This window comes from Spirillospora sp. CA-294931, from assembly GCF_050946795.1.
Lineage (GTDB): Bacteria > Actinomycetota > Actinomycetes > Streptosporangiales > Streptosporangiaceae > Spirillospora.
Genome location: NZ_CP192006.1, coordinates 4420424 through 4440843 on the forward strand (window position 1 = coordinate 4420424; position 20420 = coordinate 4440843).

The window sequence follows — 20420 nt, forward strand, 5'->3', positions numbered from 1 at the left end:
CGGGAGGTTCGTGGATAAGCTTCACGTATGCGATCGTGGCCCGCTCCCCAAGTGCCCAGCCTGACCGACGGCGGCTTCGCCGTCCCGGCGCATCGGCTGCGCCTGCACGACACCGGAACGGGCACGCTGAGCCCCACGTCACCGGGCGAGACGGCCGGGATGTACGTGTGCGGCATCACCCCGTATGACGCCACGCATCTCGGCCATGCCAACACCTATCTGGCCTTCGACCTGGTGAACCGGGTCTGGCGCGACCTGGGGCACCGGGTCCACTACGTCCAGAACGCCACCGACGTCGACGACCCCCTGCTGGAACGTGCCCGGCAGACCGGCGTCGACTGGCGCGAGCTGGCCGAGCGCGAGATCGAGCTGTTCCGCGAGGACATGACCGCGCTGCGCGTCCTGCCGCCCGACCAGTACGTCGGTGCCGTCGAGGCGATCCCGTTGATCATCGAGATGATCGAGAAACTGCGGGCCAAGGACGCCACCTACGAGGTCGAGGGCGACGTCTACTTCCCGGTCGCCGCCGACCCCTCGTTCGGGTCGGTCAGCGGGCTGGGCCGCGCGGCGATGATGCCGCTGTTCGCCGAGCGCGGCGGCGACCCGGGACGCGAGGGCAAGCGCGACCCGCTGGACGCGCTGATCTGGATGGCGCAGCGTCCCGGCGAGCCCGGCTGGGACTCTCCGTTCGGCCGCGGTCGTCCGGGCTGGCACGTCGAGTGCTCGGCGATCTCGATCGAGCATCTGGGCATGGCCTTCGACGTCGAGGGCGGCGGTTCCGACCTGGCCTTCCCGCACCACGAGATGGGCGCCTCGCACGCCCAGGTCGCCACCGGCGAGCACCCCCACGCCCGCGCCTACGTCCACGCGGGCATGGTCGGGCTGGACGGCGAGAAGATGTCCAAGTCGCGCGGCAACCTGGTCTTCGTGTCCAAGCTGCGCCGCGCGGGCACCGACCCGATGGCGATCCGCCTGGCCCTCCTGGCCCACCACTACCGCTCGGACTGGGAGTGGACCCAGTCCGATCTCGACGAGGCCCGGGCCCGCCTGGCCCGCTGGCGCGAGGCCGTGCAAGCCCCGGCCGCGCCGCCCGCCGGGGCCCTGGTCGACGAGGTCCGCGGCCATCTGGCCCGCGACCTCGACGCTCCCGCCGCCCTGGCCGCCGTCGACCGCTGGGCCGCCCAGACGGGCACCGACCCCTCCGCGCCCGCCCAGGCCCGCACTCTCATCGACGCCCTACTCGGCATCGACCTGTGACCCGGTGAGGGTCGCGCCGAGCTCCTCGAGCGCCGTGACGAGGACGTCGATGCCGCGCAGGTACTCGGCGCTCTCGATCGACTCGTCGTCCCCGTGGTCGAGGGAGCCGTCGCCGGGGCCGTAGGACGCCATCGGGACGCTCCAGCGCTCGCTGACGGTGTTCATATCCGAAGTGCCGGTCCTGAGCGCGGCGCGCGGGATGCCGCCGTGGCGGCGTGCGGGCGATGTGGTGGCCGCCCTTGGACAGCAGTTCCTCCTCGACCGCGTCGATCACCCGGACGGTGCCGGGGAACGCGGGCAGCGACGCGGCGGCGGAGATCATCGCGGCGAGGGGGCCCTTGGCGCCGACGGCGCCGCGGCCGTCCAGGCCGGTGAGCCCGACGGCGGACACGCCGTGCCGGTCGAGCTCGCGCAGCAGCCGGGGCTTGGCGCGGCCGGTCATCGCCAGCGTCACCACGTCGAGCATCGCCGCGTCGGTGTGGCGGCTGGTGACCCCGCTGGGCGACTCCAGTGTCCGGGGCCGGACGCCGAGCTCGCCCGCCAGCCGCGCGATCTCGGGGGCGCCGCCGTGGACGAGGACGGCGGGGCCGGGCAGCGCGCCGAGGTCGGCGCACACGGGCCCGGGCGGCACCGCGCCGCCGCACTTGACCACCGTGATCCCCATCAGAGCGGGTGCAGGCCGGTGAACTCCAGGCCCAGGGTCTCGGGATGGCCGAGGTAAGCGTTGAGGCACTGCACGGCCGTGCCCGCCCCGCCCTTCGTCAGGTTGTCCAGCGCGGCGATCGCCGTGACGCGGTCGCCGTCCACGGCGAAGCCCACGTCGCAGAAGTTGGAGCCCAGCAGGATCTTGGGGTCGGGGAGCCGGTGGGCGCCCCTGCGGTGGGCGACCACGCGGACGAACGGCTCGTCGGCGTAGGCGCGGCGGACGGCGCGCTCGTCCAGCCCGCCGGTGGCGTGGCAGACGACCTGGACGCCCCGGACCGCCTCGACGCCGGTGGCGGTCATCCGGATGTCCAGGCCGGTCAGCGCGGCGGTCTCGGCCTCGTGGCGGTGGCGGGACGGCGCGAACACGCGCATCGCGCCGCTGCGCTCGGCGTGCAGGTTGGAGTCGCCCGCGGTCGCGCCCGAGCCGCTGGACCCGGTGCGGGCGTCGATCTGGACGCCCGGTTCGACGAGCCCGGCCAGCGGAGCCGGCGCCAGGACGCCCGCGGTGGCCATGCAGCCGGGGACGCTGATCAGCGCGGCGTCGCGCAGCTCCTTGCGGAACAGTTCGGGGCAGCCGGTGACGAACGAGTCCAGCAGCGCGGGCGCGGTGTGCGGCACGCCGTAGTACCGCTCGTAGAGGGCGGCGTCGGGCGACCAGGACAGTCCCGGCGGGGATCATGCGGGTGCGGCTGACCTTGACGCCCTGGACGGCCAGCCGTTCCAGGAACGCGCCGTCGGCGACCAGCGGCCACCAGTCGTCGGGATGCATGACGATGCCGTCGGCCGATCCGCCGTACCACTCGCACAGCGCGGCGGCGCGCAGCGGCGTCGCGGCGGCTGAGTCGGCGGGCTTGTCGTGGCGGCGCAGGCCGGGGGTGCGCAGCAGCCCGCGCACGTCGCCCTCGCCGTTGAGCAGGACGTCGTTCTCGGCGGTGCCCAGCCGCACCAGCAGCCGGAAGTCGACGAACGCGGCGAGCGGCGAGGAGCTCGGGCGGGACGGGGACGGCCGCGCGGATCTCCTGCGTCCGGGCGGTGCGGGAGCCGACCTCGAACCGCCATTCGGGGGCGTCGTCGTCGGGTGCGACGTTCTCGGCGCGTTCGTGGAAGACGGTGACCTCGTCGGTGTCGACCACGGCCCGGCGCAGCAGGTGCCGGACGGTCAGGCGGGGCCGCCGCTTGGCGGGCGGGAACAGGTCGCTGATGGAGGCGCGCAGTCCACCTCGGCGCCGGGGCCGTGGCGCGCGTGGGCGAGGTCGAACTCCTCGCCGGGGCTGCGGCGGGTCAGTTCGGGGTCGTCGAGCATCATGGTCACCGCGGACACCGTGCACCTCCAGTGGCGGCTGCTAGCTGTCACGCTCCAAGGGATCGGCCGCCGTCCACGACCTGGACGGTGCCGGTGATGAATCCGGCCCGCTCGCTCAGCAGGAAAACCGCTGCGGCCGCGATCTCCTCGGGCCGCGCGACCCGTCCCAGCGGGATGCCCGCGCCGGCGGCGATCCGCGCCAGTTCCTCGTCGATGTCGCCGGTGATGCCGTTGAGGAGCGGCGCCGTGGCGGTGTACCCGGGAGCGAGGACATTAACGGTGATGTCTCCGGCGCCGAGCTCGTGCACGAGCGTCTTGGCGTAGCCGATCAGCCCGCTGCGCACGACGTTGGACAGCCCGTACTTGGGGATGAGCTGCCGGACGGTCTCGCTGGTGATCATCACGACGCGTCCCCAGCCGGCCCGCTGGAGGTGGGGGAGACCGGCCTGCACCATGCCGATGTGGGCGAGCATGCCGAGCTCCAGCGCGTCGCGGTAGCCGTCCAGGCCGAAGGAGCCGGTGGGCCCGGCGGGCGGCCCGCCCGCGTTGGTGACCAGGATGTGCAGCGCGCCGTGCTCGGCGGCGGTCTCGTCGGCCCAGGCGCGGACGGCGTCGTTGTCGCGCAGGTCGAGCCGCCGGGTGGACACCGCGCCGCCGAGGTCGGCGCGGGCGGCGGCCAGGCGGTCGGGGTCGCGTCCGGCGATCGACACGGTCGCGCCCTCGCGCACCAGATCGCGGGCGATCTCCAAGCCCATCCCGGCCGAGCCGCCGGCGACCAGCGCGACCTTGTCCTTGAGCCTCAGATCCACGGTCAGAACCTCATCTCGTAGCGGTAGCGGCGCAGCAGCGGCAGGGCCAGCAGGGTCGCCGCGGCGCCCTGGCGGCGGGGGAGCGCGGTGAGCCGGCGGCGGTCCTCCGCCAGGGCGGTGCGGCCGCGCTCGAACCGGTTGGGGTTGCCGGTGACGGCGTGGTTGCCGCCCAGCTCGACGGTGCCGTCCTCGGCGACCGGGCTGGGCCCGGTGTGGCCGGCCATCTCCAGGACGCGGCCGACGGCGGCGCGCGGGTGCGTCATCAGGTCCTCGTACCGCAGCGTCAGCGACGCGCCGGGCCGGGCGCGGTTCACGGCCTCGGCGGCGAGGTTGAAGGCGGCCCAGTGCCGGGTGCTGTCGGCGGCCGAGCGCCGTCCGGTGTACTGCTTGGGCCTGCGCCACGAGTGCGCGACGGCGCGCGGGTCGCGGACCAGGTGCACGAAGACGGGGCGGACGCCGGGCAGGTGGGTCAGCAGCGCGGCGTCGGAGGCGAACTTGGAGCTGTCGACGATGACGCGGGCGCCGGTCTCGGCCGCGATCGCGCGGTAGGCGGCGGCCAGGGTCGCGGGCCGGCCGTTGGCCGGGGGACGGCTCAGCACCCGCCAGGTGTGCCGGGTGCGACAGGAGTCTTGCCAATTGGTTACATCCGCCGCATGCCGTTCCAGGGTGCGGTGCGGCGGGCAAACCGCGTCCAGCACGCGCGACCAGAGCGCGCAGGCGACCAGGTCCTCGCCGCAGCCGCAGTGGCCGTTGCCGCCAGCGCCCAGCACGCCGTTCAGCCAGAGAAAGCGCAGCTCTCCGGCGTGGACGACGTCGCCCGCCTCGGCGAGCACGTTGCCGAGCACCGTGCTGCCGCTGCGACACCAGCCGGTGATGGACAGCACCGTCACGGTCATGTCTCGCTCCTCCGGTTTGTCCGGATGCGGCGAGTCAGATCAAAGCATGATCTTGTGTCAAACGGAACCGTGCATAAGAAAGATCCCGAAACGGCATCGCTCGTGCCAGATCCAGTCAGTGACGACCGAGGATCGAGGAGACGCACATGTCGGACACGGATGACGCGGCCGCGCGCTACCGCCGAGCGGGCTGGTGGCGGGACGCGACCTTCCTCGATGACCTGCGGCGATACATACGGGAGCAGCCGGAGAAACCGGCCCTGAAAACGCGCCGCATGGCCGACGGCACCGCGGACGCTCACCTACGCCGAGCTGTCGCGGCTGACCGACCGCTGCGCGGCCGCCCTGATCGAGCTGGGCGTCGAGCCCGGCGACAGCGTCGCGGCGCAGTTGACAGACGGCTGGGATATGGCCGTCCTGGCGTACGGAACGCTGCGCGCCGGGGCCCGGCTGTGCCCGCTGCTGACCCTGTACCGCCGCCGCGAGCTGGAGACCATGCTCGGCCTGACCGAGATGCCGGGCGCTCATCACCGAGGCCGTGGTGGGCGGCGACGCGCTGGGCGAGCTGGCGGTGGAGCTGTCGGCCCGGCTGCCCGCCCTCACCCATGTCGCCGTCGCCCGCGAACCCCGCCCGGACGGCGTCCTCGACCTGCACGAGCACTTCTTCGAAACCCCCTGGGAGGAGCGCCACGCCGCCGCCCTGGCCGAGCGCCGCGAGCTGAGCCCCGACGAGCCGTGGCTGACGCTGTTCACCTCCGGCACGACCGGCGAGCCGAAGGGCGGCCTGCACAGCCAGAACACCCTGTACGCGGCGGTGCGCGGCGGGGCCGCGGTGTTCGGGCTCGACGGGTCGGTCGTCATGACGACCACGTCCCCGTACACGCACTACACCGGGCTCGCGCAAGGCCTGCTGATGCCGCTCACGGTGGGCGGCACGATGGTCTTCCAGGACTCCCACGAGGGCCCCGACATCCTCACCCTGCTCGCCGACCACGACGTGACGTTCGTGTACGCGGCGCCGCACTTCCTCAGGCGGCTGCTGGACGCCGCGCGGGCTGCCGGGCGCACCCTGCCCGCGCTCCGGCACCTGGTCCTCGCCGATACTGCCCCACTACGTCGACGAGGTCCGCGACACCCTCGGGCTGCGGCTGTACTCGCTGTGGGGGATGACCGAGAACGGCCCGGTGACGATCAGCCGCCCGGACGACCCCGATGACTGGGCGGCCCGCAGCGACGGCAGCCCCATCGACGGCATGGAGTTCCGCATCGACCCGATCCCCGGGCAGGCCGACGGCGTCGGCGTGCTGTGGGTGCGCGGCCCGGCGCAGTGCCTGGGCTACGACCGGCGCGCGGAGCTCTACCGGGCCTCGCTGGACGAGGACGGCTGGTTCGACACCGGCGACCTGGCCCGGCACGGCGGCCGCGGCGGCATCCGCATCACCGGCCGCGCGAAGGACACCGTGCTGCGCAACGGGTACCTCGTCCCGGTCGCCGACCTGGAGGCGATCATCGGACGGCATCCGGCCGTGCGCGAGGCGACCGTGATCGGGCTGCCGACCGCCGGAGGCGCCGACGAGACGATCTGCGCGGTCGTCGCCCCGGCCGGGGGCGGGTCCGTCGGGCTGGACGACGTGCGTCCCTGCTGGGCGAGGCGGGCATGACCGAGCTGTACTGGCCCAAGCGGCTGGAGACCCTCGATCCGCTGCCCAAGACCTCGACCGGCAAGGTCCGCAAGGTCGAGCTGAAGGACCGGTTCCGGTGAGGCGGCGCGCCACCGTCTTCGCGCTGATCCTGGCGCTGACCGGTCACCGCTGACCGTCCCCGGGCAGGCGGCCGCCGCCGCTGCGTGTTCGTCGCGGGGACGTGCCTGTTCACGGCGGCGTCGCTGGCCGGGGGAGTGGCGACGGGGCCGGAGTGGCTGCTGGCGTCCCGCGCCTGGCAGGGGGCCGGTGCCGCGCGGGCCGGGCCCGGGTCGCTGGCCCTGGTGGCGACCACGTTCGAGGAGGGCGAGGCGCGGGGCCGCGCGCTCGGCGTCCTGGCGGTATGTCCAGCACGGGCATGGTCGTCGGCCTGGTCGTGGGCGTCGTGGCGGTGGGTGCTGCTGGTCAACGTCCCGGCGGGCGCGGCGATCGCGCTGCTGGCGCCGCGCTGGATCCGCGAGGGCCCCGGCGGGCGGGGACGCTTCGACCTGGCGGGCGCGTTCAGCGCCACCGCCGGGACGACCCGTGGACGCTGGCCGCCGCCGCGCCGCTCGCGCTGTTCCCCGTCATCGAGTCGCGCGCGCGGCAGCCGATCCTGCCGTTGTGGCTGCTGGCCGACCGCGGCCGCGCGGGCGCCTACGCGATGCGGGCGCTGCTGACCGCGGCGATGGCCGGGATGCTGTACTTCCTGACCCTCTACGTCCAGCCGGGCCGCTGGAGACGGGGCTGGCGTTCCTGCCGACGACGGTCGCGCTGGTCGGCGCGAGCCGCGCGGTGCCCCGCCTGCTGCCGCGCACCGGGCCCCGGTCGCTGATGGTCGCGGGGTCGGCGCTGTCGATCGCCGGGATGGTGTGGCTCACCCAGGTCTCGGCGTCCAGCACCTATCTCGGCGTGATCCTCGGCCCGGTGCTGCTGTTCGGGGCGGGGGCGGGCCTGGTGTCGGTCGCGGCGATGTTCGCGGTGCCGCCCGCCGCGTCCGGCGCCGCGTCGGGGGCGCTGCAGGCGACGCAGTAGCTCGGCCTGGCGCTGCTGGTCACCGCGCACGGCGCGGCGGCGCGGTCGGGCGGCGAGGTCGAGGGCATTGCGGCGGCCTTCACCGCCGGGGTCGCGCTGACCGTGGCGATGCTGGTCACGGCGGCGCTGGCATTCGCCGGTCAGGGCCGTTCGGGGTCGACGCCCTGACCGCGCAGCGCCGCCCTCCTCGCCTCGGTTTCGCTCAGAGCGAACACCAGGTGCTCCTCGTTCACGACCGGCCTCCGGTGGCGGGCTGGACGTTTCCCCGGGTCTGAACAATGATCAAAAGAGGGTGCGAAACGGTCCCTGTCACCGCCCAGTGGGGGTAGCGAGATGCGTTGCGACGGTCTGTTCATCGCCGGGGTCGCCCACCGGCTCCCGCCCATGACCGACGTCGCCGAGGCCCTGGCCGACGGCCGCTACGACCCCGGGGAGCAGGCGTTCAACGAGTACGCGGGCGTGACCGTCGCCGAGTCCGAGGCGCCCGCCGAGATGGCCGCGCACGCCGCCCGCCGCGCGCTGGAGCGCTCGGGCGTCCCGGCCGACGACGTCTCCCTGCTCCTGCACGCCTCGGCCTGGTTCCAGGGCCTGGACTACTGGCCCGCGGCCTCCTACGTCCACCGCGAGGTCCTGCGCGGATCGCGGCACGCCCCGGCGCTGGACGTCCAGCAGATGTGCAACGGCGCGCTCGGCGCCGTCGAGCTGGCCGCGTCCCACCTGATGGCGGTGCCGACTCGCGCGGCCGCCCTGGTGACGGCCGCCGACCGGTTCGGCGGGCCCGCCTTCGACCGCTGGCGCGGCGACGTGCGCGGCATCGTCTACGGCGACGGCGCCGCCGCGGCCGTCCTGGCCCGGCGCGGTTTCGCGCGGCTGGCCTCGGTCGCCACCGTCGTCGACACCGAGCTGGAGGGCATGTACCGGGGCGACGTCCCCTTCTCGCGCGAGCCGGGCCGGCCAGTCGACGTGCGCGCCCGCCGCCGCCAGTTCGCCGCCGCGGGCGGCCTCGGCGTCGCGACCCGCACCACCGAGGGGCTGACCGAGGCCGTCGGCCTCGCCCTCGACGAGGCCGGAGTCAAGATCGGCGACATCGCCCGCTCGGTCTTCCCCAACGTCGGCCGCCAGGTCCTGCGCACCCGCTACGCCGCGCCGCTCGGCCTGGACCCCGACCGCACCACCTGGGAGTTCGGCCGCCGCACCGGCCACGTGGGCGCCGCCGACCAGTTCACCGGCCTCGCCCACCTCGCCGAGACCGGCGCCCTGACCCCCGGCGACCACGTCCTCCTCGTCGGGATCGGCGCCGGTTTCAGCTGGACCTGCGCCGTCCTGGAGATCACCTTCCGGCCCGCCTGGGCCCGGTGACCCCGGACGTCAGCCGGTGCGGTATCCGCGGGCGCGGCGGGCCGAGCGGCGGCGGGAGTTCCAGAGGAGGAGGGGGACGCCCGCGCGGCGCAGGCGTCCGGGGACCAGCCGGTAGGCGAAGGCGCCGGTTCTGAGGGCGGTCCACAGGGCGCGGTCGCGCGCCCTGCTCCAGGGCAGGCCGTACTGGACGCGGATCGGCTCGGGCAGCAGGCCCGCGGTGACGAAGCGGTTGAGGGCCGTCGCGGGCCACAGCCACCGGAGCCTGCGCGACCACAGGACCTCGCGCATCACCATGCGGCCGGTGTCGGTGACCTCCAGCCCGGCGATCGCGTCGTCCATGTAGCGGCGGAACGAGGCCAGGTCGGCGGGCTGGGCGCCGGGCGGGCAGCCCAGGACCTCGGCCACGAAGCGCGCCTGGTCGATGTAGGCGGCCGCGAGGTCGCCGCTGGGGGAGCGCAGGACGTCCTCGTAGACGAACAGCGCGGCGTCGATCAGCGTGGCGTTCACCCAGACCTGGAGGTCGGGGTCGTTGCCGGAGTAGCCGGGGCCGGTGATCCGCTCGTGCGTGCGGCGGATCGCGCGGCCCATGCGCTCGGCCTCCTCCTCGGTGCCGAACGCCACGATCGTCAGGAAGTCCAGCGTCCCGTAGAGGCGGTCGAGCGGGCGGTGGCGCAGGTCGCTGTGGTCGGCGACGCCCTGGGCGACCTTGGGGTGGGCCACCTGGAGCAGCAGGGCGCGCCCGGCCGCCAGCATGACGGCGGGTTCGGCGGCCAGCAGGCGAAGGACCGTGCGGTCGCGGGCGGGGGCCGTGGTCATGGTGTTCCTTCCGCCAGTAGGGGCATCCTACCTATTGGCGAAGTGACAACAAGGGTTTCATGTTAGGCCTCGGCCATGCAGTGCCAGTCCGACGGAGTGCCCGCGTCGCCCTTCAGCACGGCCTGGCTCGGCCCGTACCGCCACTGGCAGACCTCGTCCATGCTGATCAGCGTGTCGACGCCCGGGCCGCTGGCCGGGGTGCAGTACCACTGGCCGCTGCCCCGGTAGGACGCCTTGCGGTCGTCCTTGCGGCAGTACCCGTAAGGGTCCGGCGCGCCGTGGTCGACCGGGACGTCCGGCGTGGACGAGGTGGGACGGGGCGAGGTCGGCCGGTTGGTGGGGCGCGTGGCGCCGTCGGTCGGCTCGCGGGTGGTGCTCGGGCCGGGGCCGGGCTGGCGCGACCGGGTCGCCCCGGACGCCTTCGGGCGGGCCGACCCGCGCGCCGAGGGCGGAGCCGCCGACGACTCGGGCACGCCGGACGGCCCGGCCGCCGCCACGTCGGGGTCGCGGCCGCCGGAGTCGCGGGCCATCACCGCGTAGGTGCCGCCTCCGGCGACGGCGGCCAGCGCGGCCGCGGCCGCGACGGCCGCGACGCGGCGGCGCCCGCTCGCCTTGCGGGGCGGTGCCCGGTGTCCGCGCGCGGGCGCGGGCCCGACCGGGCCGGGGTCGCGCGGGTGGGTCGTGGACGCCTGCCCGGGCTGGGTGGTCTGGCTCGGGCGCGGGACGCCGTCGGCGCGGGTGGCGGTGGCCCCCGTCGCCTCGAACGCCTCGTCGTGGCCGACCAGCCGCAGCAGCAGTTGCGCGGCGGTGGGGCGCAGCGCGGGGTCCTTGGACAGCGCGGCGGTGACCAGCTCGCGCAGCTCGGCGTCCAGGGCGCCGAGCTCGGGCTCGTGGTGCAGGATCCGGTAGATCACCGCGGGGATGGAGTCGGACCCGAACGGCGGGGTGCCGGTGGCGGCGAACACCATCGTCGAGCCCCAGGCGAACACGTCGGCGGCCGGGCCGATCTCGCCGCCGGTCAGCTGCTCGGGCGACATGTAGGCCGGGGTGCCGACGGCGTTGCTGCTGACGGCGCTGGCGGCGTCCAGCATCCGCGACAGCCCGAAGTCGATCACGCGGGGCCCGTCGGGGCCCAGCAGCACGTTGTGCGGCTTGAGGTCGCGGTGGACGATCCCGGCGCGGTGAACGGCGGTGAGCGCGCTGGCGGTGCTGACGGCCAGCCGCTCCAGCGCGCCGCCCGACATCGGCCCCTCGCGCGCGACCTGCCGCGACAGCGGGGGGCCGGGCACGAACTCGCTGACCAGGTAGGGATTGGCGCCCGCCACGTCGGCGTCCAGGATCTGCGCGGTGCAGAACCGCGCCACCTGCCGCGCGACCTCGGCCTCGCGGATGAACCGGGCGCGCGCCGAGCCGTCGTCGTCGAACTGCACGTGCAGGAGCTTGACCGCGACCTGCTCGCCGGACGGGCCGGTGCCCAGGTACACCGTGCCCTGGCCGCCGGACCCGAGCCGCCCGGTCAGCTCGTAGGCCCCCAGGGTGCGGGGATCGCGGGGCTGCAGCGGCTGCGCCTGCGGCACGTGCGCTCCTTCGGAGATCGACTCGGATGGGAGATGATGCCACCAATGTTGCATCTCGGGCGAGATTCCGCATGTCAGAGGAGTCCGGCGAGCTTGTAAAGGACCAGGGACCCCGCGACGGCCACGTTCAGGCTGTGGCCGCTCCCCACCATAGGGATCTCCACCGCCAGATCCAGGAGATCCAGGACATCCAGGGGGATTCCGTATTGCTCGTGGCCGAGCACCATCACCGTCCGGCCGCGCGCGGCGGGCAGGTCGGCCAGCCGGACCGCCTCGTCGGCGAGCTCCACGCCGACCACGTCCGACCCCTTGTCGCGCTGGCGTTCCAGCCACCCGGGAGGGTCGTTCACCCAGTGGACGCACGAGGGGCGGCGCAGGGTGTTGCCCCGCTCCAGCGCGGCGGGCACCCACGGGTGGCGCGGCACCGCCAGGCAGGCGCCCACCGCGTCGCAGGTGCGCAGCAGCGTGCCGAGGTTGGCGCCGTGCAGCGGCCACAGCGGCGCGGCGATGAGGTGGTCCCAGCAGGAGTGGGCGCGGCTCCGCCGGTCGCGCCGCAGCTCGCGGCGGGGCCGGGGACGGATCGCCGGGCTCACCGCCCGGGGGCGGCTCCGCCCGGAAACTCACAAACGATCATTGAGAGCATACTTCGCGGCGTATGCGGGCCATCACCGACCGTGTCCACGCGGACACGGGTTGGGACCATGATACAGGGGTAGGTCACGACGCGACCACGACGCGAGGGGGATCATGAGCCTGGAACTGCTGGTGGTGATGCTGCCGGGTGCGCTGGTGGCGCTGCTGGTCTGCGCGGCGGTCAGCCCGGGGGACGGGCGGCGCCGGCGGAACGAGGACACCGCCGCGCGCGGCGAGGGCGACCGGCGGTAGCGCCCTAGCCGTCGCGGCGCCGCAGGTACCGCTCGAACTCGCGGGCGATCGCGTCGCCGCTGGCCTCGGGCAGCTCGGTGGCGTCCTTCTGCTCCTCGAGCGTGCGGACGTACTCGGCGACCTCGGAGTCCTCCTCGGCCAGCTCGTTGACGCCGTTCTCCCAGGCGCGGGCCTCCTCGGGCAGGTCGCCCAGCGGGACGGTGACGTCCAGCAGGTCCTCCACGCGGCGCAGCAGCGCGAGCGTCGCCTTGGGCGAGGGCGGCTGCGCGACGTAGTGCGGCACCGACGCCCACAGCGACACGGTGCTCAGGTCGGCCTTGGAGCAGGCGTCCTGCAGGACGCCCAGGATGCCGGTGGGGCCCTCGTAACGGGTCGGCTCCAGGTGCAGCGTGTTGACCAGCCCCGCCTCCGACGCCGCCCCGGTGACGGGGACGGGACGGGTGTGCGGCGCGTCGGCCAGCAGCGCGCCCAGCAGCACGACGTTGCGGACGTCCAGCCTGATGATCAGCTCGATCAGCTCGCGGCAGAACGAGCGCCACCGCATGTTCGGCTCGATGCCGTGCACCAGCACCACGTCGCGTCCGGTCGGCAGGCGCGCCCAGGAGATCCGCGTGGTGGGCCAGGTGATCCCCCGCGTCTCGCCGTCGATCATCTCGACGATGGGGCGGGTGACCTGGAAGTCGTAGTAGTCGTCCGGGTCGAGTTCGGCGATGGGCACGGCGTCCCAGCTCGACTCCAGATGCTGGATGACCCCGCTGGCGGCCTCACCGGCGTCGTTCCACCCCTCAAAGGCGGCCACGAGCACCGGTTCGACGAGTTCCGGCACGCTTTCGAGCTCGACCACGCGCTGCCTCCTTCCGACGTCGGGTACAACACCACCGGGGGGACGTCATTCCCGGGGCATGGGGCCTCGGGCGACCGGTGGCAGTCAGCCTACGTCCTAGGAGGACCTACCCCGCCGCCCCACGGCCCAGACCTCCGCCAGGCCACGGCCGGGGGCGGCCGGGGTCACTTCCCGTCGGTGGTGTGGACGATCAGGACATCGCAGGGCGAACGGTGCGAGAGGTTCGCCGGGACCGACCCCAGGATGCGGCCAGCGAGGCTGTTGAGGCCCCGGTTGCCGACCACGACGAGATCGGCGCCGCGGTCCTTGGTCAGCCGCGACATCACGTCGACGGGGTCGCCCTCCACGGCGGCCTGGTCGATGTCCCTGGCCCCGGCCGCCACGGCCCGCTCGCGGGCGGCGCGCAGGGCGTCGTCCGCGGGCGTGGAGCCCTGCACCTTGTAGGCCAGATCGCCCAGGCGGTCCTCGGCGCTGAGGCGCTCGCGGGCGGGCATCGGGCTGTAGGCGGAGGCGAGGACCAGCTTGGCGCCCGTGGCCGCGGCCAGCTGGGCGGCCCGGTCGACCGCCCGGAACGAGGTGTCCGAGCCGTCGGTGCCGACGAGGATGGTGCGGTACGCGCTCATGCCGCTCCTTACCGGTGAGTAGTTTCCAGCCACGCACGTTATCGCTCCCACGCCCCTCCCGTCACGGTTCACACGATCCGCGGACCGCCCGCGCGTCGCCCCCGGACGCCCACGCTGCGTGTTCGTGTGACAGCTACGTCACGGTAGGGCCCGCGGAGGGGCGGATAGAGTGGGGCCACATGAGCATTCCCACTTCGCAGAACTTGCGGCAGGCTCTGAGACAACGCGTCGTCGTCGCCGACGGCGGCATGGGGACGATGCTCCAGGACGCGGGCCCCACCCTGGAGGACTTCGAGGGGCACGAGGGCTGCAACGAGGTCCTCAACGTCACCCGGCCCGACATCGTCCGGGAGGTCCACCGGGCCTACCTCGACGCCGGCGTCGACTGCGTCGAGACCAACACCTTCGGCGCCAACCTCGCCAACCTCGGCGAATACGGCATCACCGAACGGATCGAGGAACTGTCGCAGGCCGGTGCCCGCCTGGCCCGCGAGGTCGCCGACGCCGTCTCCACCCCCGACCGGCCCCGCTGGGTCATCGGCTCGATCGGCCCCGGCACCAAGCTCCCCACCCTCGGCCACGTCGCCTTCGCCGAGCTCCGCGACGCCTACCGGCGCAACGCCGAGGGCCTCATCGCCGGCGGCGCCCACGCCCTGCTCGTGGAGACCTGCCAGGACCTCCTGCAGGCCAAGGCCGCCATCATCGGCGCCAAGCGCGCCATCGCCGCCGCGGGCACCGACACCGTCCTGATCGGCCAGGTCACCATCGAGCAGAACGGCGCGATGCTGATGGGGTCGGAGATCGGCGCCGCCCTCACCGCGCTGGAACCCCTCGACCTCGACCTGATCGGCCTGAACTGCGCCACCGGCCCCGCCGAGATGAGCGAGCACCTGCGCTACCTGGCCCGCCACGCCCGCGTCGGCCTGTCGTGCATGCCCAACGCGGGCCTGCCCCAGCTCACCTCCGACGGCGCCCACTACCCCCTGACGCCCGACGAGCTCGCCGACGCCCACGACGCCTTCACCCGCGACTTCGGCCTGTCGCTGGTCGGCGGCTGCTGCGGCACCACGCCCGAGCACCTGCGCCGCGTCGTCGAACGCGTCCGCGGCCGCGAGCCCGCCGAGCGCCGCCCCCGCCCCGAGGCCGGCGCGTCCTCGCTCTACCAGCACGTCCCGTTCCGGCAGGACACCTCCTACCTGGCCATCGGCGAGCGCACCAACGCCAACGGCTCCAAGGCGTTCCGGGAGGCGATGCTGGACGAGCGCTGGGACGACTGCGTCAAGATCGCCCGAGACCAGGCCCGCGACGGCGCCCACCTGATCGACCTGTGCGTCGACTACGTCGGCCGCGACGGCGTCGCCGACATGAAGGAGCTGGCGTTCCGGTTCGCCACCGCCGCCACCCTCCCGATCGTCCTGGACTCCACCGAGACGCCCGTCCTGCGCGCCGGACTGGAGATGCTCGGCGGCCGCGCCGTGGTCAACTCCGTCAGCCTGGAGGACGGCGACGGCCCCGACTCCAAGATCGCCCGCCTGATGCCGGTCGTGAAGGAGCACGGCGCCGCCGTCGTGGTCATGTGCATCGACGAGGAAGGCCAGGCCCGCACCGCCGACTGGAAGGTCCGCGTCGCCGCCCGCACCATCGACAAGCTCACCACCGAATGGGGCATGCGCGTCGAGGACATCATCGTCGACTGCCTGACCTTCACCATCGGCACCGGCCAGGAGGAGTCGCGCCGCGACGCCGTCGAGACCATCGACGCCATCCGCGAGCTCAAGCGCCGCCACCCCGGCGTCCAGACCACCCTCGGCCTGTCCAACGTCTCCTTCGGCCTCAACCCCGCCGCCCGCGTCGTGCTGAACTCGGTGTTCCTGCACGAATGCGTCGACGCCGGGCTCGACTCCGCCATCGTGCACGCCTCCAAGATCCTCCCGATGGCGCGGATCGACGAGGAGCAGCGCAAGGTCGCCCTCGACCTGGTCTACGACCGCCGCTCCGGCGACTACGACCCGCTGATCCGCTTCATGGAGATGTTCGAGGGCGTCGACACCGCCGCCATGAAGGCCGGCCGCGCCGCCGAGCTGCTGGCCCTGCCGCTGTGGGAGCGCCTCAAGCGCCGCATCGTCGACGGCGAGCTCGACGGCCTGGCCGCCGACCTCGACCAGGGCCTGGCCGAGCGCCCCGCCCTGGAGATCGTCAACGACGTCCTGCTGGACGGCATGAAGACCGTCGGCGAGCTGTTCGGCTCCGGCCAGATGCAGCTGCCGTTCGTGCTGCAGTCCGCCGAGGTCATGAAGACCGCCGTGGCCTACCTCGAACCCCACATGGACAAGGCCGAGGACGGCGGAAAGGGCCGCGTCGTCCTGGCCACCGTCAAGGGCGACGTCCACGACATCGGCAAGAACCTGGTCGACATCATCCTCACCAACAACGGCTACGAGGTCGTCAACATCGGCATCAAACAGCCCATGTCGGCGATCCTGGAGGCCTCCAGGAACGAGCGCGCCGACGTGATCGGCATGTCCGGGCTGCTGGTGAAGTCCACGGTGATCATGAAGGAGAACCTGGAGGAGCTCAACGCCCGCGGCCTGGCGGGAGAGTGGCCCGTCCTGCTCGGCGGCGCCGCCCTCACCCGCGCCTACGTCGAACAGGACCTGGCCGACCTGTTCCAGGGCGAGGTCCGCTACGCCCGCGACGCGTTCGAGGGCCTGCGGCTCATGGACGCCTTCATGGCCGTCAAGCGCGGCGTCGACGGCGCCGCCCTGCCGCCCCTGCGCGAACGCCGCGTCCGCACCGGGGCGACCCTCAAGGTCACCGAGCCCGAGGAGATGCCCGCCCGCTCCGACGTCGCCGCCGACAACCCCGTCCCCGAACCGCCGTTCTGGGGCGAGCGCGTCGTCAAGGGCATCCCCCTGAACGACTACGCCGCCTTCCTGGACGAGCGCGCCACCTTCATGGGCCAGTGGGGGCTCAAGCCCTCCCGCGGCGCCGGGGGCCCCTCCTACGAGGAGCTCGTCGAGACCGAGGGACGGCCCCGCCTGCGCGGCTGGCTCGACCGCGTCCAGACCGAGGGCCTGATCGAGGCCGCCGTCGTCTACGGCTACTTCCCCGCCGTCAGCGAGGGCGACGACCTGGTCGTCCTCAACGACGACGGCTCCGACCGCGAGCGGTTCGCCTTCCCCCGCCAGCGCCGCGACCGGCACCTGTGCCTGGCCGACTTCTTCCGCTCCCGCGACTCCGGCGAGACCGACGTGGCCGCCTTCCAGCTCGTCACCGTCGGATCGCGGATCAGCGAGGCCACCGCCGAGCTCTACGCCAAGAACGCCTACCGCGACTACCTCGAACTGCACGGCCTGTCGGTGCAGCTCACCGAGGCCCTGGCCGAGTACTGGCACACCCGCGTCCGCGCCGAGATCGGCTTCGGCGGCGAGGACCCCGCCGACCTGGGCGACTTCTTCAAGGTCGGCTACCGCGGCGCCCGGTACTCCTTCGGCTACTCCGCCTGCCCGGATCTGGAGCAGCGCGCCCACATCGTCCGGCTGCTCGCCCCCGAGCGGATCGGCGTGACCCTGTCGGAGGAGTTCCAGCTCGTTCCCGAGCAGGCCACCGACGCGCTGGTCGTCCATCACCCCGAGGCCAAATACTTCAACACATGATCACTGACCTTCCTCCCGCCCCCGACGCGGTCCTGTTCGACATGGACGGCCTGCTCATCGACTCCGAACGGCTCTGGTACGAGGTCGAGACCGACGTCGTCGCCTGGCTGGGCGGCGTCTGGGGCCCCGAGCAGCAGAAGCGGCTGGTCGGCGGCTCCCTCGACCTGGCCGTGGCGTACATGCTGGAGTTCACCGGCTCCACGGCCGCGCCCGCCGACGTCCACGACCGCATGATGGACGGCATGGCCGAGCGCCTGGGCGCCGGCGTCACCCTGATGCCCGGCGCCAAGGAGCTGCTGGCCGAGGTCACCGGCGCGGGCGTCCCGGCCGCGCTGGTCTCCTCCACCCACCGGCGCCTCATCGAGCCGGTCCTGGACGCCGTCGGCCGCGACCTGTTCGCCGTCACCGTCGCCGGGGACGAGGTCGCCCGCACCAAACCCGCCCCCGAGCCCTACCTGACCGCGGCGGCGCGCCTGGGCGCCGACCCGGCGCGCTGCGCGGTCCTGGAGGACTCGCCGACCGGCGTCGCGGCGGGCGAGGCCGCCGGATGCCGGGTCGTGGCCGTCCCCAGCGTCCTGCCGGTGCCCCCGGCCGAGGGCCGGACCGTCGTCGAATCGTTGCGCGACGTTGATCTTCAGCGTCTCCGGTCGCTCTTCGCCTGATCGCGGACCTCGTCCGGTGCCGGAGATCTGATACCTGCGCGGGCGGGCGCCATACCTGCGCGGGCGGGCGACCCTGATACCGGCGGGGGCGGTCCCTAAGGGCCGCCCTACTCCCCAGGAGGAACCGGGGGCCTCCGCAAACCGTTCCTGCGGAGGAGAGGTCTTCCGGCCGGGCCGTGTGACGATGGGGGAGCACGAGCGTACGGGATAGGGGAGCGGGCATGAGCGACGAAGTCATCTTCATGATCAGCCTTGGCGTGACGATGCTCGGGCTGTTCCTCAGCTGGGGCGTCGCCAAGCGCCGGGGGGCCGCCTCCGGGCTGCGCGGAGCCTCGCTGTCGCTGGTGCCGCTGGCCGCGGCCATGACCGGCGTGACCGAGTTCTTCATCGACCTGACCACCTTCAGCCTGACCAGGTGGGCCGGCGTCGGCGTCGCGGGCCTGGCCGTCCTGCTCTACCTGACCTCGGGTTTCATGCTCGGCCGCCGCGCCCAGGCCGGGGAGGCCGCGCCGAAGGCGGCGCGCGAGCGCCGCGGGCCCAAGCCCGCCAAGCCGGGCAAGGCCGCGCCCAAGGGCGAGGTCGAGTCGGCCCGCCCGGCCACCGACCCGGATCTGGCGGAGATCGAGGAGATCCTCCGCAACCGCGGCATCGACTGACGGCGCGTGCCGGGCCCGAGCCCGGCGCCGCCGGCCCCGTGCGGGTGCCGGCGGCGCCGGGCTCGCCGCTTTCCAGGGGCCCCCATCGCCACGGTGGGTAACGGCCGCGTCAAGTGATGGCCGTGGGCGGGCAAAAGCCTCCGGTGGCGTCCGGGGGCGCCGGGACGCGGTATCGGTTCCGTTATCTGAGGCGCCGGGGGCGGGGGCGGTCCGCGCCACGCGCGCGGCGCGGCCCCGGTCCGCCGTTCGGCCGCCCGGCGTGGCTATGCTTGCCCTCGTCCAGCCGCTGACCTGCGGACGTTCGATCTCGGATCGGACTCGTTACGGTAAAGCCTCCGGGCCGAGCCCCCTTCGAGGTTGCTCCGCACTGCGTCCGATTAAGTACTATCTGGGCGCTTTGTCCGATGTGTTGGCCAGGTCACATGTGCCCGAGATGACGACGAGATCACAAGTCAGAAACGGGTACTGGCGCAGGCCGCTTCGCGGATGGACAGTCGTGCCCGAAGCATTAGGTTTCCCTGCAGCAAACGTGGCGTAACGGGCATGGCGAGCGGACGATCTCCGCTGTCGGAGACGTTCCGCCGGCGGCAGCGTGGCCGAAGGGTAGGAGGTACGGAGCGTGACCGCACCTATCGAGGTGACCGGTGGTGAGTCGGAGGCCCAGCCGGACTCTGTCCTCAAGGGAATCGAGGGCAAGAAGATCGAGGGCCGCTCGCTGGGCCAGATCGCCTGGCTGAGGCTCAAGCGGGACAAGGTCGCCCTCGGCGGCGCGGCGGCGGTGCTGCTGCTGATCGTGGTCTCGCTCCCGGGCGTCACCAACCTGCTGGTCAGCATGTTCGGCAGCCCGCCCAACGAGTTCCACCAGAACCTGGTCGACCCCACGCTCGGCGCGCCGACCGGCTCGCTCGGCGGGATGAGCGCCGACCACATCTTCGGCATCGAGCCGATCAACGGCCGCGACCTGTTCAGCCGCGTCCTTTACGGCGCCCGCGTCTCGCTGATCATCGGCGTGCTCGCCACGCTGGTGTCGGTCGTCATCGGCACCACCGCGGGCATCGTCGCCGGCTACTTCGGCGGCTGGGTCGACACCGTCATCGCCCGCCTCATGGACATCTTCCTGGCGTTCCCGCTGGTGCTGTTCGCCATCTCCCTCGTCGGGGTCATGCCGAGCGAACTGCTCGGCATGAAGGGCAACACCCTGCGCATGGCGCTGCTGGTGTTCATCATCGGGTTCTTCAACTGGCCCTACATCGGCCGCATCATCCGCGGCCAGACGATGTCGCTGCGCGAGCGCGAGTTCGTCGACGCCTCCCGCAGCCTGGGCGCCCGCAACGGGCACATCCTGTTCAAGGAGATCCTGCCCAACCTGGTCGCGCCGATCCTGGTGTACTCCACCCTGCTGATCCCGACCAACATCCTGTTCGAAGCGGCGCTGTCCTTCCTCGGCGTCGGCATCAACCCGCCCGACCCCTCCTGGGGCGGGATGCTGTCGGCCGCGACGGAGCTCTACACGGTCGCGCCGCACTTCGTGATCGTCCCCGGCCTCGCCATCTTCCTCACCGTTCTGGCCTTCAACCTCTTCGGTGACGGACTCCGCGACGCCCTGGACCCACGAGCCCGATGACTCCGGCGAAAAACCGGTTTAGCGAAAGGGAAGC

The 20420-nt window shown here is 73.3% G+C and carries 19 protein-coding genes and 2 pseudogenes; 12 read left to right on the forward strand and 9 right to left on the reverse strand.

The features are described 5' to 3' along the window. Positions 1-27 precede the first annotated feature (27 nt). Positions 28-1257, forward strand: a complete 1230-nt coding sequence (mshC, locus tag ACQPY4_RS19705) for a cysteine--1-D-myo-inosityl 2-amino-2-deoxy-alpha-D-glucopyranoside ligase (protein ID WP_433338418.1) — start codon at positions 28-30, stop codon at positions 1255-1257. Here mshC and ACQPY4_RS19710 read toward each other — a convergent pair. Continuing rightward, positions 1226-1921, reverse strand: coding sequence for a M20/M25/M40 family metallo-hydrolase (locus ACQPY4_RS19710; RefSeq protein WP_433338420.1), 696 nt, complete (start codon positions 1919-1921; stop codon positions 1226-1228). The genes mshC and ACQPY4_RS19710 overlap by 32 nt on opposite strands. After that, on the reverse strand, positions 1921-2580 hold the full coding sequence (locus tag ACQPY4_RS19715) for a hypothetical protein (RefSeq protein ID WP_433338422.1): 660 nt from the start codon (positions 2578-2580) through the stop codon (positions 1921-1923). Before ACQPY4_RS19715 ends, ACQPY4_RS19710 begins: the two co-directional genes overlap by 1 nt. Positions 2581-2645: 65 nt before the next feature. Here ACQPY4_RS19715 and ACQPY4_RS19720 point away from each other — a divergent pair, with 65 nt between their 5' ends. After that, a complete protein-coding gene (locus ACQPY4_RS19720) occupies positions 2646-3362 on the forward strand; it encodes a hypothetical protein (protein ID WP_433338424.1) in 717 nt (238 codons plus the stop codon). Here ACQPY4_RS19720 and ACQPY4_RS19725 read toward each other — a convergent pair. Further along, positions 3313-4074: an SDR family NAD(P)-dependent oxidoreductase gene (locus tag ACQPY4_RS19725; RefSeq protein ID WP_433338426.1), complete on the reverse strand. Its 762-nt coding sequence runs from the start codon at positions 4072-4074 to the stop codon at positions 3313-3315. The genes ACQPY4_RS19720 and ACQPY4_RS19725 overlap by 50 nt on opposite strands. Positions 4075-4076: 2 nt before the next feature. Continuing rightward, a complete protein-coding gene (locus tag ACQPY4_RS19730) occupies positions 4077-4970 on the reverse strand; it encodes a sulfotransferase (protein ID WP_433338428.1) in 894 nt (297 codons plus the stop codon). Positions 4971-5267: 297 nt separating this feature from the next. On the opposite strand from ACQPY4_RS19730, the pseudogene ACQPY4_RS19735 reads away from it, so the two are divergent. From ACQPY4_RS19735 to ACQPY4_RS19755, 5 genes and pseudogenes are all read left to right on the forward strand, one after another. Next, positions 5268-5471 (forward strand): annotated as a pseudogene (locus ACQPY4_RS19735) (AMP-binding protein); the annotation flags it as partial. A gap of 70 nt (positions 5472-5541) precedes the next feature. Further along, positions 5542-6631, forward strand: a pseudogene (locus ACQPY4_RS19740) (AMP-binding protein). A 185-nt stretch (positions 6632-6816) separates the two neighbouring features. Next, complete coding sequence (locus ACQPY4_RS19745; protein WP_433338430.1) at positions 6817-7329, forward strand: hypothetical protein; 513 nt, start codon at positions 6817-6819, stop codon at positions 7327-7329. 115 nt (positions 7330-7444) lie between these two features. Next, a complete protein-coding gene (locus ACQPY4_RS19750) occupies positions 7445-7684 on the forward strand; it encodes a hypothetical protein (protein ID WP_433338432.1) in 240 nt (79 codons plus the stop codon). A 333-nt stretch (positions 7685-8017) separates the two neighbouring features. Beyond that, a complete protein-coding gene (locus ACQPY4_RS19755) occupies positions 8018-9043 on the forward strand; it encodes a ketoacyl-ACP synthase III family protein (RefSeq protein WP_433338434.1) in 1026 nt (341 codons plus the stop codon). 9 nt (positions 9044-9052) lie between these two features. On the opposite strand, the gene ACQPY4_RS19760 is transcribed toward ACQPY4_RS19755, so the two are convergent. From ACQPY4_RS19760 to ACQPY4_RS19770, 3 genes are all read right to left on the reverse strand, one after another. Then, positions 9053-9859 carry an oxygenase MpaB family protein gene (locus ACQPY4_RS19760; RefSeq protein WP_433338436.1) on the reverse strand — a complete coding sequence of 269 codons (807 nt, stop codon included), beginning with the start codon at positions 9857-9859 and terminating at the stop codon, positions 9053-9055. Between the two features lie 62 nt (positions 9860-9921). Continuing rightward, positions 9922-11436, reverse strand: coding sequence for a protein kinase domain-containing protein (locus tag ACQPY4_RS19765; RefSeq protein WP_433338438.1), 1515 nt, complete (start codon positions 11434-11436; stop codon positions 9922-9924). A 74-nt stretch (positions 11437-11510) separates the two neighbouring features. Next, positions 11511-12029 (reverse strand): TrmH family RNA methyltransferase, encoded by a 519-nt coding sequence (locus tag ACQPY4_RS19770; RefSeq protein ID WP_433338440.1) that lies wholly within the window; start codon positions 12027-12029, stop codon positions 11511-11513. A 154-nt stretch (positions 12030-12183) separates the two neighbouring features. Here ACQPY4_RS19770 and ACQPY4_RS19775 point away from each other — a divergent pair, with 154 nt between their 5' ends. Then, the gene (locus tag ACQPY4_RS19775; protein WP_433338442.1) at positions 12184-12321 is read left to right on the forward strand and encodes a hypothetical protein; all 138 of its coding nucleotides are present in this window, start codon (positions 12184-12186) and stop codon (positions 12319-12321) included. A gap of 4 nt (positions 12322-12325) precedes the next feature. Here the strand turns inward: ACQPY4_RS19775 and ACQPY4_RS19780 are convergent, their stop codons facing one another. Both ACQPY4_RS19780 and ACQPY4_RS19785 read right to left on the reverse strand, forming a co-directional pair. Next, positions 12326-13165, reverse strand: a complete 840-nt coding sequence (locus tag ACQPY4_RS19780; protein WP_433338444.1) for a PAC2 family protein — start codon at positions 13163-13165, stop codon at positions 12326-12328. Positions 13166-13329: 164 nt separating this feature from the next. Continuing rightward, the gene (locus ACQPY4_RS19785) at positions 13330-13788 is read right to left on the reverse strand and encodes a universal stress protein (RefSeq protein WP_433338446.1); all 459 of its coding nucleotides are present in this window, start codon (positions 13786-13788) and stop codon (positions 13330-13332) included. A 179-nt stretch (positions 13789-13967) separates the two neighbouring features. On the opposite strand from ACQPY4_RS19785, the gene metH reads away from it, so the two are divergent. The 4 genes from metH (at position 13968) to ACQPY4_RS19805 (ending at position 20386) form a co-directional block, all read left to right on the forward strand. Beyond that, complete coding sequence (gene metH / locus ACQPY4_RS19790) at positions 13968-17444, forward strand: methionine synthase (RefSeq protein ID WP_433338448.1); 3477 nt, start codon at positions 13968-13970, stop codon at positions 17442-17444. After that, the gene (locus ACQPY4_RS19795) at positions 17441-18106 is read left to right on the forward strand and encodes an HAD family hydrolase (protein WP_433338450.1); all 666 of its coding nucleotides are present in this window, start codon (positions 17441-17443) and stop codon (positions 18104-18106) included. Before metH ends, ACQPY4_RS19795 begins: the two co-directional genes overlap by 4 nt. 221 nt (positions 18107-18327) lie before the next feature. Continuing rightward, a complete protein-coding gene (locus ACQPY4_RS19800) occupies positions 18328-18762 on the forward strand; it encodes a hypothetical protein (RefSeq protein WP_433338452.1) in 435 nt (144 codons plus the stop codon). 619 nt (positions 18763-19381) lie between these two features. Further along, positions 19382-20386 carry an ABC transporter permease gene (locus tag ACQPY4_RS19805; RefSeq protein WP_433338454.1) on the forward strand — a complete coding sequence of 335 codons (1005 nt, stop codon included), beginning with the start codon at positions 19382-19384 and terminating at the stop codon, positions 20384-20386. Positions 20387-20420: the final 34 nt, after the last annotated feature.

Coding starts and splice junctions, on each gene's coding strand:
- ACQPY4_RS19760 (WP_433338436.1), bottom strand. CDS start 9,859: ATGACCACGGCCCCCGCCCGCGACCGCACGGTCCTTCGCCTGCTGGCC.
- ACQPY4_RS19775 (WP_433338442.1), top strand. CDS start 12,184: ATGAGCCTGGAACTGCTGGTGGTGATGCTGCCGGGTGCGCTGGTGGCG.
- ACQPY4_RS19730 (WP_433338428.1), bottom strand. CDS start 4,970: ATGACCGTGACGGTGCTGTCCATCACCGGCTGGTGTCGCAGCGGCAGC.
- ACQPY4_RS19710 (WP_433338420.1), bottom strand. CDS start 1,921: ATGGGGATCACGGTGGTCAAGTGCGGCGGCGCGGTGCCGCCCGGGCCC.
- metH (WP_433338448.1), top strand. CDS start 13,968: ATGAGCATTCCCACTTCGCAGAACTTGCGGCAGGCTCTGAGACAACGC.
- mshC (WP_433338418.1), top strand. CDS start 28: ATGCGATCGTGGCCCGCTCCCCAAGTGCCCAGCCTGACCGACGGCGGC.
- ACQPY4_RS19755 (WP_433338434.1), top strand. CDS start 8,018: ATGCGTTGCGACGGTCTGTTCATCGCCGGGGTCGCCCACCGGCTCCCG.
- ACQPY4_RS19795 (WP_433338450.1), top strand. CDS start 17,441: ATGATCACTGACCTTCCTCCCGCCCCCGACGCGGTCCTGTTCGACATG.
- ACQPY4_RS19800 (WP_433338452.1), top strand. CDS start 18,328: ATGAGCGACGAAGTCATCTTCATGATCAGCCTTGGCGTGACGATGCTC.
- ACQPY4_RS19785 (WP_433338446.1), bottom strand. CDS start 13,788: ATGAGCGCGTACCGCACCATCCTCGTCGGCACCGACGGCTCGGACACC.